The organism is Imperialibacter roseus (assembly GCF_032999765.1).
GTDB classification, from domain to species: domain Bacteria; phylum Bacteroidota; class Bacteroidia; order Cytophagales; family Cyclobacteriaceae; genus Imperialibacter; species Imperialibacter roseus.
In genome coordinates this window covers 4,464,586-4,478,931 of record NZ_CP136051.1, presented here as the reverse complement: position 1 = coordinate 4,478,931, position 14,346 = coordinate 4,464,586, and the positions used below count along the sequence as shown (strand labels likewise).

The window sequence follows — 14,346 nt, the reverse complement described above, 5'->3', positions numbered from 1 at the left end:
TGTGGGGGCTTCAGAAATAGTAACAGAACTCAATCAGCCCTTTAGGAGATATCGTCCAGCTTGGTTTCCCGGGGTATCTATTGAGGTTTTCGTAGTCGAATTGCGGACCCGCCTCTGCCGCAAAACTTATTTTTCTGTTGCTGAAAGGGAAAATTTCAAGCCCAATTGGGATGGTAAGAAACCACTTGTCCTCATCTACTATTTTGGAAGCCTCGCTAAAGGGAGTTCCTGCGCCGAGCCCTGCATACAGGGAAGCATGCTCCTCCACAATGAAATTGCGGCCTATTTCCACGCTACAATTAACTACGGTAAAATCATCGGAGAAAGTGGGGCTCACTCTACCGATGAATCTTAACTTATTGAATGAGGCTGTTTTTACATTTATGCCATTTGTGCCGAAGCCAAGCCCAAGTTTTTGAGAGTAGCAGAAAAACGAAGCAAGCAACAGAAAACAGAGATTCACTGAAACTTTCATATCTGGCAGGATTGATCCATTGTAAACGCCAGATGCTAACCAATATTTTTACCAACGAACATATTTGGAGGTCTTATTTGGCTTAGTCAACTACTTTCCAACTATTACTGAGCCAATCCAGTATTTTTTTCGACTTTCAGTTAACTTTGCCCCTCATTTGATAATCAGCTAACTGGCTGATACTGATTAAACCTTACATAAGTCGATGCATTTAAGCGAGCAGGAAATTTTGCGCCGGAAAGAGAGAGAAGAACTCATAGCAGCCGGTATTAATCCCTACCCTTCCGAAACCTTCGAGGTCAGCGTGGCTGCAGAGGAGATTCATGAATTCTACGAAAAGCGCAAGACCGACTATAAAAATATATCGATGGCCGGCCGCATTATGAGTCGGCGCATCATGGGGTCAGCTTCTTTTGCCGAGTTGCAGGATGCCTCAGGGCGGATTCAAATCTACATTCGGAGAGATGATATTTGTCCCGGTGAAGACAAGACGCTTTACAACGATGTTTTCAAAAAGAAAATAGGTATTGGTGATATCGTAGGCATCAGAGGGTTCGTGTTTACGACGCAAACCGGTGAAATATCCGTGCACGTGACGGAGTTTAAACTGCTTACAAAAGCACTGAAGCCGCTTCCTATTGTAAAAGAAACAGAGGACGAACACGGCAACAAAGTGCTCCACGACGCCTTCACTGATCCGGAACAACGTTATCGCCAACGCTATGTGGATTTAGTGGTGAATCCTCACGTGAAGGACACGTTTATTAAGCGTACCAAGCTGGTGAACTCTATCAGGGAATACCTGAACAATAAAAGCTATCTGGAGGTGGAAACACCCATTCTTCAGCCGTTGTATGGCGGCGCTGCTGCTCGTCCGTTCAAAACGCACCACAACACGCTGGACATGACGCTCTACCTGCGCATTGCCAATGAGTTGTACCTGAAGAGGCTGATTGTGGGTGGGTTTGATGGCGTGTACGAGTTTTCAAAGGATTTCAGGAATGAGGGCATGTCTCGTTTTCACAACCCTGAGTTTACCCAGGTGGAGCTGTATGTAGCTTACAAAGATTATAACTGGATGATGGATACTGTGGAGGAGATGATTGAGAAAATCGCTCTTGACCTCCATGGAACCACCCAGGTGCAGGTGGGGGAGAACGTTATCGACTTCCAGCGTCCGTGGAAGCGCTTCACCATGTTTGAGGCGATACAGCATTTTACTGGTATTGACATTAGTAGCATGGATGAGGCGGAACTAAGGGCTACTGCAAAGAAATTGGAAGTACCTATTGATGACTCTATGGGTAAAGGCAAGCTGATTGACGAGATCTTCGGTGAACATTGCGAACACAAGCTGATCCAGCCGACTTTCATTACCGATTATCCGGTTGAGATGTCACCGCTGGCGAAAAAGCACCGCAGTAAAGAGGGGCTTGTGGAACGTTTCGAAGCGATCTGTAATGGCAAAGAGATTTGCAATGCGTTCTCCGAGCTGAATGATCCGATTGATCAACGTAAGCGTTTTGAAGAGCAGCTTGAGCTGGGCAAAAGAGGCGACGATGAAGCCATGATGCTCGACGAGGACTTCCTTAGGGCACTTGAGTACGGTATGCCTCCAACCGCTGGGCTCGGTGTTGGTATCGACAGGTTGAGCATGATCATGACCAACTCACCATCCATTCAGGAGGTGTTGTTCTTCCCTCAAATGAGGCCTGAGAAGAAAGTGGCTGAGCTAATGGAAAAAGACTATGAGAAACTGGGGGTGAGGGCCGAGCTGGTACCGATACTTCAAAAACTCAACATGTCTACCAAAGAGGCCATTGCTGATAGTAAAGACAGCAAGCTTTTCAACGATGTGTGCGGCATGCGCAAGAAACTGAAGCTGAACGACGTTACTAATCCAACCATGGACGAGGTGAAGGCCTGGATAGAGGCTGCCTCGAAATAAGCTAATGAAAAGAAATAGCATCCCAACTGAATCCAGCGTTCTTAAAGTGTTGGGCTTGGTTGGGATGTTTGCTTTAACGGGGTGTGGTACGAATGTTCCCCACGATGTTAGTGGCTACGTTGACTCGTTTATTCGTGAGGCTGAACTACGGGGCCATGATTTTTCGAATGTCCGTCGAGGTTTGACGATTGAATTCATCAATCTGCCAGACAATAAAGCAGGGAGTTCGAAACGGACATTTTTCTCCAAAACCATCAAGCTAGCTCCACTCATTTGGAAGCAAATGAATGACAGACAAAGAGAAATGCTTGTTTTTCACGAGCTGGGTCATTGTGTTTTAGAGCGGCAACACAAAAATGAAAGGTTACTTTTAGGCGAATGTGCCAGTATCATGAAAGAGGGAGGAGAAGATGCGTGCGTAGATGATATCTTCAGCGACTCGTGGCGCTCCTATTATATCGATGAGCTGTTCGATCCAGCCGTGCAGGTGCCAGACTGGTACCGGACTCAAGACCTCACTAAATTGGTCATTGGAGATACGTTACTTCTAAAGGAGGACTCATTGCAGTATGAAAGTTTTCAGACCAGACATTTTGGAATAGCCGATGCGGTGGCAATTGACGAATCAAGCGATTACCTGCTTACACTAACATACGACTCACTCAACTTTATCTACGGGTTTCAATGGGATGCTATCACCGTTGGGTTGTATCAGGAAAGTGGAGAATATTCGATCAACAATAAAGGCAAAGAAATTTGGGATAATTATTCGCTTTACACAGATAAGATAAAATTAGAGACACCCATTAGCCTTTCCCTCTTAAAGCTGGGAGCTTCTTATCACTTCTATTTGAATGGGGTTGAAAAGCACATTATGAGCACAACCTATTTTCAAAGTGGTTCTTTTGTGGTGCCGGGAAACATGTATGTCGCTACCTATGGCGGAAGCAAGCCAACGGCGAAGCTTTCAGTAGTGCGAGTTGGCAAGCAGTAAGCGAGCTAACATGCAATAATATTTGATACTCTCAGATGAGACTATATCCTCAGACCACCGCAGTATGCAATGGCCTGAGGATATTCTATCAGGACTTAGTGAAACTAAATTCTATCACGATTTTCATAGTCCCAACCTCAGTTGATTCCTGCTGGCTGATGCGGCCTACAAGTTTGCTTGATGTCAACGTTTGAACTTCAAAAGTCTGGTCGTCAACCGTCAGCATTTTGCCATCACTGCTCAATGACCAGGTGCCTGTTTCCGAATCTTCGCCTGGCTGACTGCTGACATAGGTATTGTCGGCCTTAAATTCAATGGTAACATTGGTTATGTCGGACTCTTCCTCGGCGTTAATAGAAAACCCGTCGGCAATTTCCTGTGCCTCTGCTTCGCTCAACTCGAATTCCGCTATAAGGTACGCAACCACGTCTTGTCCATTGATTGACAGTTCTATTACGTCTACTGAGCTGTATTTCCATGTGCCAATAAGCGGAGACGATACGCCCTCGTCATCTTTGCCACCGCAGGCAGCCAAAAGTGTCAAAACAACAAACGGCAAAAACAGGATTTTAGTAAATCTTCTCATAGGATTGGTTTTTTTGAAAAGTAATTATTGAAATAATAAAGTGCTTCGAAAGCTTCAACCAGATGGGCTCAAAAAATGAGCATTTGAAACTAACGACAGGTTAAACATGCTAAAATCATTTGAAAGCTGAAAGGGAAAATATCCAATACTGCCTTTTTGAAGGCTAAAGTGAGTGATTGGAGGGGACGGACGTGGGAGCTCCGTTAATTTTTAGCAATCCGATGATATGAGAAATAAGAGAAAGAAATGAACTGAAACTCTGCGAGCTGGCTGATTGGTTTAATCATTAACATTGGGGCTTTGAAATTCCCGCAAGCGCCGCTATCACGGCATTTCCCACTTCTGATGTAGTAGAGGTGCCTCCCAAATCTGGCGTTAGTGTTTTCTTTTCCACCATCACTTTTTCAATGGATTTCAACACAGCCCTTCCCCAATCATTATACCCAAAAAAATCAAGCATTTGGCTGGCGGACCAAATAGCGGCGAGGGGGTTAGCTATTCCCTTGCCTGCAATGTCGGGCGCCGATCCGTGAATTGGTTCAAACATTGAAGGGTGTAGCCTTTCCGGGTTAACATTTGCACCCGCAGCAAGCCCCATACCGCCGGCAATGGCCGCTCCCAGGTCGGTGATGATGTCTCCAAAGAGATTGGAGGTTACCACTATCTGGAACCGTTGCGGCTGCTTCACAAAGAACATGGCAGCGGCGTCTACCAGGTAGGAAGCGGTTTTTACTTCCGGATACTCCTTGCCCACCTCTTCAAATACCTGATCCCAGAAGACCATGGAATAGTTAAGGGCGTTGGCCTTGCTTATGCTGGTTAAGGTCTTTTTCTCTTTTCGGGCCAGCTCGTAGGCGTACCTGATGATTCTTTCTGTCCCCTTTCTGGAAAAGACGCCGGTTTGAAGCACCACCTCTTCGGGCTTTCCTTTGAACAGCCAGTCGCCTGCTCCGGCATACTCACCTTCGCTGTTTTCTCGGATCACGATCATGTCGACCTCTTCTCTTTTCACATCTTTCAAAGGGCAGGGAGCACCCTCCAAGAGTTGAACGGGACGAATGTTGACGTACTGATCGAAGCCCTTTCTGATTTTCAATAGTAGTTCCCTCAGCGAAACATGATCCGGCACTCCGGGGAATCCAACAGCACCCAAATAAATCGCTTCAAAATTCCTAAGCTGATCCATGCCATCATCGGCCATCATTTTTCCATGGTTGGCATAGTACTCACAACCCCATGGGAAATGTGTAAAGTCAAACTTCATGTTGCCGTCAAGTGCTTCAACTTTCCTCAACACTTTGATCCCTTCTGCCAAAACCTCAGGCCCTATTCCATCTCCCGCTATCACGGCTACTTTGTGAGTTTTCATTGCTTTTTTTCTATTTAGAATTTGTGTATCCTGCCTTCTTAGGCGTTGGTCAAGGTTTGCCCCTGTTCATTCATTTCTTTTTTCAGACTTCGGGTGGCCAGCCAAATAAGTAATATGGAAAGGATGAAGAGAATGCCGGCAATGACTGACAAAATATAGACGCCGTCGGTGAAATTTTTGATAGCGAAGAGGAGGAGTGAGCTGAGGGTGACGGAAAACATGAAAAACATCGGGACGAGCACAAAGTTGGGATTGATTTTATTTTTGATGAGCCACACGGCCACGGCCAGAAGAGCCAATGCTGCCAGCAACTGATTGGCCGATCCGAAAATTGGCCACAGCGTAGTGAACTCCCCAGAAGTAAGCAACAGAACTGAGCATATGACAACCACTAAAGTTGCCAGGTAGCGGTTCTTGGCAAATGCCTTTCCTACCTTGTGGTCGACATCTTCGAAGTACTCCTGAACTGTAAAGCGAGCCAGCCTGGTGCAGGTATCGAGCGTGGTGAGTGCAAAGGCTGATACTGTTAATGCCACGAATGAAATGGCTAACTGTGCGGAGATTCCCGAAGATGAAATGATGTTACCCAGTCCGTCGGAAAACAAGGTCACTGGCCCTTCGATGACCAATCGACTAGCGTATTCTCCCCGACTAATAATGATGACCGTTCCAACTGAGATGATAGCTAAAAATGACTCAATCAACATGCCACCATATCCCACCACCTTGGTGTCGTTTTCTTTGTTGATTTGTTTGGAAGTGGTGCCGCTGGCCACCAGCGAGTGAAAACCGCTGATGGCACCGCACGCCACGGTAACAAACAACACTGGGAAGAGGTAGCCGAGGTTTTCAGAATTGATTTGGACGTTGTTGTCCATTTTAATCTCCGGATTCGCAATAAAGACACCCACCACGGCGGCAATCATGAGGCCATATAAAAGAAAGCTGTTTAGATAGTCTCTCGGTTGCAGGAGAAATGAGACCGGTGTGACAGAGGCCACGAAGGCGTAGGCCAACAGTAACACAACCCACAGTTTGTAATCCAGTAAGAAGGGTATTTGCATGCCCAGATAAACAAAATAGTACATAGCAAGCACGCCAATAACGGTGTTGATCAAAAAGGCATGTTTGACGTTTGCGGTCGCTTTGTTAACAATCCCGAAAACTACAGCCAGCAGCATGAACAGGATGGATGCAGAGGCTACTCCTGGGTTATTGATAAAGGTTTTGGCTATGATATCAACAAAAACCGCAGTGATTAGAATAAGCGTGGCGAAGCTGAAAATCAGGAAAAGGCGCTTTCCTCCTTGCCCGATATATTTTTGGATAATCACCCCGATAGACTTGCCGCCGTGCCTCATAGAAGCAATCATGCTGGTGAGGTCGTGTACTGCACCAAAGAAAATGCCTCCGAGCAATATCCAGATAACAGCCGGAATCCAGCCGAAAGTGACGGCGATGATTGGCCCGACTATAGGCCCGGCACCCGCAATTGAGGCGAAGTGGTGCCCAAGGACAACGGGTGTTTTGCTTGGGATATAGTCGATCCCATCTTCGAAGGAGTGTGCCGGTGTGGTGTTTTTGTTGCTTATGTTTAATTTTTTGAACACGAACTTCCCGTAGGTGAAATAGGCTACAAGCAGCACAATGGCAGATATTGATAAAAGAATGATGAGGTTCATAAGTTGTGTAATTTAAGCTGAGCCAACAGTTGCCAGCAGCAGGATATTTTATGTGTGAAATTAGGGTAGTTGCCTTTCGCTGTGAAGTAGTACAATGTGATCAAGCCTTACCCTGAATTAGGTGAAGTTTATTTTTCGAAGAAGATGTGTGAATGAGCTGCCAGTTGAGGTGAGAAAGTGAAGATCGGGCTAGACTGGTCAGGTGAGTGCTAAAAGAGAAATGAAGCTAAAGGTTTGAAATCGTGTAGTTTAGCTGGCAGCCAGGAAAAAGAGTGACGCAGAAACTATGAGGTCAGTGTTTGATTTCAACACCCCTCTGAAATGCTTGAGCGCAAGCTGCATTTGTGTTTCCACTGTCTTCACCGAAATCCCAAGCTTTTCTGCAATTTGTTGATAACTCAGGCCTTCCATTCGGCTAAGGATAAAAATCTCTTTCCTTTTTTTCGGGAGCACCTGCAGGGCTATCTCATAAAGCTTTTCAAAGTCATGGTATATAACATCATCCTCTGTTGAGTTACTAGTAATGTCGGCTACATGGAGCCGGTATTCCTGATAAGCTTTATGATGAATTTTTTTCTTTAGGCTATTGAGGATCGTGTTTTTAGCAATGGTAAAAATGTACGACTCAAAAGCGCCGTCTCTGTTAATGGATTTTCTATTAAACCAAAGCTTCAAAAATACTTCCTGTACAATTTCTTCGGATTCTTCCTTGTTATGAAAGTAGCTCAAACCGAAATGGTAAATCCGCTTGTTATATAGGTAAAATAGGGTGTCAAGGGCCTTTTTGTCACCTAATTTAAGTTGATCAATTATCGTAGCTAATGATTCTTTCATAGGATGAGTGCTATTACAAAATATGCAATACTGGGCAACAACATCGTCATAAAAATTAGAAATCGATAGTTTGGGTTGCTTTTTTTTGATGAAAGGCAATTTGCTCAGAACCTGGCAGGTCGGTCTTTCTTTGGCGGCGTTTGCTCAACCATACAGCCACATGCACTTGTGTCGTGTGATGGTCATTGTAAGGCATAGCCTGAGTAGTTTTGGGCAGGTCCATCCCATGTTAGTTTCAGTTATACACAGTCGAACTGAATTTTTTTACAACGCTTTTCAGGGTAGCAAGCCAGCACATTGTATTACCACTAAGCAACAAAAGCAAAAATGGACAAAAAGCTGTTGGAAAGGTATTTCCAGGGAGAATGTAGCATAGAAGAGGTGAAGTATATCCTTGAAAGCCTGGATTCTGGAAAATTGGATGAGCACATGTCTGACCAGATTCTGGAATTCAATCGGAAAAGGGATACTGAGAAGAGCGCCGATGAAGAAGGAATGCTGAGGAAGATTCATGACCTGATCAATATGGAAGATTTGGTTGAGTACGTGAAGAAAACGGACAGTATTACAGCTACTGATGAAAGTCCATTTAGACAAGTTTACGTGGCAAAGGATAAAAAATCCAGTTGGTTGAGAAGGGCATCTCTTGCAGCAGCGGCTGTGTCGTTGCTGATTATAGGAATGTTTTTTTACAGCAGGGGAACATTTGACAACCCACCGGAGGTGGTAGAGACTGTGCCGCAATTGCAGAAGGAGACACACAAGGGCCAAAAATTGACTATTCACCTGTCGGACGGTACGGAAGTCATTCTCAACTCTGGCAGCAGTATCTCTTACCCGGAGGTATTTGGTGATGCTGAGCGAGTGGTGAGCCTGGTGGGTGAAGCTTTTTTTGAAGTGACACCTGATAAAAGCAGGCCCTTTATCGTCAGGTCGTCCAATTTAGAAATGAGGGTTTTGGGCACGTCGTTTAATGTGCAGTCTTTCCCGGAACTTGATATATACAATGTGGCATTGGTAACGGGGAAATTAATGGTAGGTAGAGTAAGGAAGGGTAATGATGGCACTGAACACGAGACTTTACTCTTAAGCCCTGGTGAAATGGCCGACCTAAACGTGCAGTCGGGTAAGCTTAGCAGACAGTCGTTTAATGTAGAGGAGATGACCTCATGGAAAAGAGGCATCATTTATTTCAAGGATGCCGACCATCGGAAGGTGATTAAGATACTTGAGAATTGGTTCGATGTGGAAATAACTACTGTGGGGAGACCTGATCAGGAGTGGAAACTGACTTCGAAATTTGAGAGAGATAACCTAAAGAATATCATGGATGTTTTGCAGGCGTCGCAAGACATTACTTACGAACTAAAGGGAAACAAAGTCAAAATATTTTTCTAAGCCTATGAAAACAGAATCGATAGAAAGTGGATAAAAAAAATCGGCAACCAGAAAGCTGCCGACTTAGTCGCAAGTATTTTTTATGTATCAGATAAAAAATATTGCCAGATAAATTATTTCATACTTAAACTACAAAGTTATGTTAAAAAGATTTCTACACCAAACCCCCTGTGTGTTCAGGCGACTGCTATACGGGTTATTTCTTCAATTTTTTGCATTTACGTTCAGTTTCGCATCCGTTCAGGAAACCAAGAGTGTGCGAGATTATCCATTGAATATTGAATTCAATAAAAATACCTTAGTTGAGACTTTCCAAATTATCGAGTCGGCAACAGATTACCATTTTGCATATGACAGGGGCAAACTTGATCCTAATGTTAAGTTTTCGGGTAAATACAAAATACCACGAACTGTTGGCGACGTGTTGTTGGATATTGCCAAAGAAACTGGCCTGAGTTTTAAACAGATAAATAAAAACATCACAGTAATTAATGCCAATAAAGACAGGGAGTCTTCACCTTCTCTTGAAGTAATTATAGAAGATGTGATAATAACGGGGAAGGTAACTTCCGAGGAAGGCGAGGCGCTTCCGGGTGTTAATATTATTGTAAAAGGGACCAATATCGGTACGGTAACGGACATTGACGGCAATTACTCTTTAAAGAGCCCGGAAGGTAGTACCACCCTGATATTTTCATTTATTGGCTATGCAAGTCAGGAAGTGCCGGTAAATGGGCGCTCCGTAATTAACATCATGCTGACCTCGGACATAGCTCAGCTGAGTGAGATAGTGGTGGTGGGTTATGGAGAGATGGAGAGAAAAGACGTCACAGGCTCGATTTCATCTGTGGGAAGCGATGAGATAAAAGATTTGGGGGCCACCAGGGTAGACCAGGCATTGCTGGGAAAGGCTGCCGGCGTTCAGGTAATGCCAGTTTCTGGTGAGCCCGGAGCGCCGCCGCAAATCAGGATAAGAGGGGTAGGCAGTATTTCCGCTGCAGGTGATCCCCTGTACGTGGTAGATGGTTTCCCCATGCAAAGCATTCAAACCATCAACCCTAATGACATCGAGAGTATCGACGTATTGAAAGATGCCTCGGCTACTGCCATTTATGGATCGAGAGGCTCCAACGGTGTGATAATAATTAATACCAAAAGAGGAAAAGAAGGAAAGCCAACCTTCAAATACGACGCCTACTTTGGCTTTCAGAAAATCGCAAAAATGCCTGAATTTCAATCCGCAAAAGAGGAAGCGCAGCACTACTTTGACGGAATAAGAAACAGAAATATTGACGAGGGCAATGACGTATCCGGCCCGGTAGAAACCTGGAAAATCGCTGTTCCGGTTACTGTTGTTGAAGTACTGGAAGGAAGAACGCCTACTCAGCCCGGTGTCACTCTCGACTTCAAAGATCCATTCGATGAAATTCTGGTAACAGCGCCCCAGCAGCAGCACCAGCTATCTTCCAACGGAGGCAGCGAAAATGTAAAGTATGCCATCAGTGGCGAATACTTATCTCAGGACGGAATTATTTTGAACAGTAATTTCAAAAGGTATTCATTGCGCTCCAATATCGATTCTAAGTTGACCGATAAGTTGTCCATTAAAACAAGTATTAACCCGTCTTATGTTGACAAAACCAACGTAGGAGGAACCAGCTTTGACGGTGTTAACAGCAACACTGACATTTTGTACAACTCCCTGGTAATTCCACAATACTATTCATTGTACAATCCTGATGGTTCTTATTTTCCTTTTGGTGGCGGACTCGACGCAGTGGTTACAACCCAAAATCCCGTTGCTTTAGCTAATGAAGTGATTAACAGGCAAAAGGGAATAGGTTTACTTGGCAATATCAATGTAGAGTACGCCATCCTTGATGAACTGAAAGTGAATGTGGCGGCAGGCACAAACCTCCAGGCAATTAAAGGCATGAGTTTTAAGCCGCAGCTTCCGGCATTTTTCAACAATCCGGCTGTAGGCTCCGACTATTCTGCCCTTCGCTTAAACTGGCTTACTGAAACTACCCTTAACTATAACAAAAGTTTTGGCGACCATAATTTTTCGGGATTAGCAGGTTTTACTACCCAAAAAGAAACAGTTGAATCAAATAGTCTGACTAGTAACAGGTACCCAAACAACCTTGTCCCAACTTTGAGCGCCGTGAGTGGGATTATCACCGGTGGTACGTCAAACTATTACGAATGGTCTTTGGTATCCTACCTGGGAAGGGTCAACTACAACTACCTGGGAAAGTACTACTTCACAGCTTCATTGAGAACAGACGGCTCGTCTCGCTTTGGCTCTGAGAACAAGTTTGGCGTTTTTCCTTCGCTGGCTTTAGCCTGGAGAATCTCTGACGAAAGCTTCATGCAATCCATGCCTGCTCTTTCTGAAATGAAGTTAAGAACAAGCTACGGCAGCACAGGTAACAACAACATTGGTAATTATGAGCACTATGCTACCATCAATTACGACAAGTATACCCTCGGCGGCGGTGCTGTTGGTGGATATGCGCCAGGCAGGCTGGCCAATCCTTCTCTAACCTGGGAAACGCAAAAGCAAATAAACGTAGGCGTCGACCTAAGTTTTGTTGATAACAGGCTTGGCTTCAATATCGATTATTTCAATTCCAGGAATTATGACCTGCTTTTGAATGTGAACGTGCCTGATGTTACGGGTTTCAGCACTGCGTTGAAAAATATTGGGGAGGTAAAAAACAGCGGATGGGAATTTGTAGCAAGCACTGTAAATACCACAGGTGATTTCAAATGGACAACTAATTTTAACATCTCCACTTATAAGAACGAAGTGGTTAAGCTTGGGCCGGAAGGAGACCCAATTATCTCTGGGGGCAACATAACCATGATAGGTCAGCCCATTGGTATGTTTTATGGCTGGTTATCTGATGGTGTTTTCAAAAACCAGGCGGAGCTGGATGCAGGGCCTATTTTTAATCCGGGTGCCAGAGATGCCTCAAGAGTGGGTGACGTAAGGTTTGTGGACGTGAGCGGCCCGGAGGGAGTGCCTGATGGAGTCATCAATAGTCTTGATAAAACCATTATGGGCTCCCCTTATCCCGATTTCTATTATGGAATGACTAACAACCTGTCGTATAAGAATATTTCTTTAACTATAGGTATTCAGGGGTCGAAGGGAAACGAGATTTTAGCGATCTCCAGAAATCAGTTGGCTAACAACAGATCCAGATTCAGACAATTGTCGATCATGAACGACTACTGGAAGTCAGAAAGTGAGCCAGGCGATGGGTCGCCTAGACCTAATGATACCCCAACAGGCAACTTTCGTGGGCAATTCAGTCAACTGTGGCTGGATACAGGAACCTATTTGCGTATTAATAATATAACGCTTGGTTACCTGCTGCCAGAGGCCTTCGTTGAGCGCCTTAACCTGAGCTCGCTCAGAGTTTATATTAATACAATTAATCCTTTTCTGTTTACGAAGCATATTGGTTTCAACCCTGACGTGAGCAGGAGTGGAAGCGCCCTGAACCCAGGCAACGAACAGTATGATTATCCCGTGGCGAAAAGCATCAAGCTTGGACTAAACGTAGGATTTTAATTTACTCACCCTAAATGAAATAGAAATGAAAAACATAATTAGCATAGTCACATTCGTATCGCTGTTTATGATGTCATGTAACAAGGACTTTATTGACATAGCACCGGTAGATACAGTAAGTATAGATGCTTTATTTAAGACAGATAAAGACTTTAATGACGCCGTTATTGGCATTTATGGATCGCTGCAGGACCAATACCAGGACATGTGGTTGTTTGGCGATATGAGAGGCGACGACTCATGGGATGAGTTGGTTAAGAATACCGCTGCGGCCATGGATAACTTCACTATCAACAATGACGACAATGTGTTGCGAGACACTTGGCGGAACTATTACGTTACCATCAGCCGCTGTAACATGTTGCTCGCTAGAATTGAACAGGCCGACCCCGCTGTTGTTAAGAATAAAGACTTGTACATAGGTGAAGCCAGGTTCATTCGTGCCCTTGCTTACTTTGATATGGTAAGAATCTTTGGTGATGTACAAATGATTACCAAGCCTATCACCATTGAGGAGTCGTACACAAAGGGACGTGAAAGTGTCGAAAAGATATACAACGAGGTCATTATTCCCGACTTGCTGGACGCTGAAACGAAGTTGCCAGGAAGCTATTCTGGGTCGGACGTTGGCAGGGCCACTATGGGAGCTGCCAAGTCAATTCTCGGAAAAGTGTACATGACCCGCCACGAATTCGTGAAGGCTGAGGCTAAATTGAAGGAAGTTACCACCATGGGCTATGCGCTGCTTGAGGACTACAATGATTTGTTTGACTACATGAAAGACGAGCACCACAGCGAATACATCTTCGATATCGAATATGAAGAGGGACTTGGTGGAGAAGGGAATTGCTTTACCACCAACTTCACCCCGAAAAACCCTGAATTGGCCGAGTTTTATGGTGTTACAGGAGGCCAAAATGGGAACAACAATGCGCCTCCCCACTTATTTGAAATTTTTGAGCCAGGTGACGTAAGAAAGGATGTAACTGCTGCCAATGGGCATACCGATGCCGACGGTAACTTTATTCCCCTGATTCCCACTTCCAACGACGTGGCCACATTTACGAAAAAGTACATGGTTCGCCTGCTTACCAGCTGCGACAGCCGTGCCAACTGGAAGGTGATTCGTTACGCAGATGTTTTGCTGCTTTATGCAGAAGCACTAAATGAAAATGGCAAAACGGTTGAGGCACTTGGCTACCTGAACCAGGTTCGTGAACGGGGCGGTGTAGATCCCGTAGAGGGCTTGTCGCAGAGTGAAACCCGTGACAAAATTTATATGGAAAGAAGATTTGAGCTTTCGTTTGAAGGCCATCGATGGTTCGACCTGGTTAGAACTGGCCGGGCTCTGGAGGTGATGGCACCACTTGGAATGAAAGACTACATGACAGTTTTCCCAATCCCTCTTGCTCAGATTCAGTTGATGAATGACCTGGAAATTTTCCCGCAGAACACTGGATATAATTGAACGGATGCA

Annotated in this window: 10 protein-coding genes; 5 read left to right on the top strand and 5 right to left on the bottom strand. The window is 44.8% G+C overall.

Annotation, left to right across the window (positions count from 1 at the left end; genetic code table 11):
* Positions 1-10: 10 nt before the first annotated feature.
* Positions 11-475, bottom strand: coding sequence for a hypothetical protein (locus RT717_RS18855; protein WP_317487937.1), 465 nt, complete (start codon positions 473-475; stop codon positions 11-13).
* 205 nt (positions 476-680) lie between these two features.
* Between RT717_RS18855 and lysS the strand changes: the two genes are divergently transcribed.
* Entirely contained in the window at positions 681-2,423 is a 1,743-nt protein-coding gene (gene lysS, locus RT717_RS18850; protein ID WP_317487936.1) for a lysine--tRNA ligase, read from the top strand.
* Positions 2,424-2,427: 4 nt separating this feature from the next.
* The gene (locus RT717_RS18845) at positions 2,428-3,417 is read left to right on the top strand and encodes a hypothetical protein (RefSeq protein ID WP_317487935.1); all 990 of its coding nucleotides are present in this window, start codon (positions 2,428-2,430) and stop codon (positions 3,415-3,417) included.
* An 88-nt stretch (positions 3,418-3,505) separates the two neighbouring features.
* Here the strand turns inward: RT717_RS18845 and RT717_RS18840 are convergent, their stop codons facing one another.
* The 4 genes from RT717_RS18840 to RT717_RS18825 form a co-directional block, all read right to left on the bottom strand.
* A complete protein-coding gene (locus RT717_RS18840) occupies positions 3,506-4,003 on the bottom strand; it encodes a lipocalin family protein (protein ID WP_317487934.1) in 498 nt (165 codons plus the stop codon).
* A 286-nt stretch (positions 4,004-4,289) separates the two neighbouring features.
* Positions 4,290-5,372, bottom strand: coding sequence for a tartrate dehydrogenase (locus tag RT717_RS18835; RefSeq protein WP_317487933.1), 1,083 nt, complete (start codon positions 5,370-5,372; stop codon positions 4,290-4,292).
* A 38-nt stretch (positions 5,373-5,410) separates the two neighbouring features.
* Positions 5,411-7,054, bottom strand: a complete 1,644-nt coding sequence (locus RT717_RS18830) for a carbon starvation CstA family protein (protein ID WP_317487932.1) — start codon at positions 7,052-7,054, stop codon at positions 5,411-5,413.
* 249 nt (positions 7,055-7,303) lie between these two features.
* Complete coding sequence (locus tag RT717_RS18825) at positions 7,304-7,888, bottom strand: RNA polymerase sigma-70 factor (RefSeq protein WP_151997996.1); 585 nt, start codon at positions 7,886-7,888, stop codon at positions 7,304-7,306.
* 327 nt (positions 7,889-8,215) lie between these two features.
* On the opposite strand from RT717_RS18825, the gene RT717_RS18820 reads away from it, so the two are divergent.
* From RT717_RS18820 to RT717_RS18810, 3 genes are all read left to right on the top strand, one after another.
* Complete coding sequence (locus RT717_RS18820) at positions 8,216-9,286, top strand: FecR family protein (RefSeq protein ID WP_317487931.1); 1,071 nt, start codon at positions 8,216-8,218, stop codon at positions 9,284-9,286.
* A gap of 139 nt (positions 9,287-9,425) precedes the next feature.
* Positions 9,426-12,869, top strand: a complete 3,444-nt coding sequence (locus RT717_RS18815) for a SusC/RagA family TonB-linked outer membrane protein (protein WP_317487930.1) — start codon at positions 9,426-9,428, stop codon at positions 12,867-12,869.
* A 25-nt stretch (positions 12,870-12,894) separates the two neighbouring features.
* On the top strand, positions 12,895-14,337 hold the full coding sequence (locus tag RT717_RS18810; RefSeq protein WP_317487929.1) for a RagB/SusD family nutrient uptake outer membrane protein: 1,443 nt from the start codon (positions 12,895-12,897) through the stop codon (positions 14,335-14,337).
* Positions 14,338-14,346: the final 9 nt, after the last annotated feature.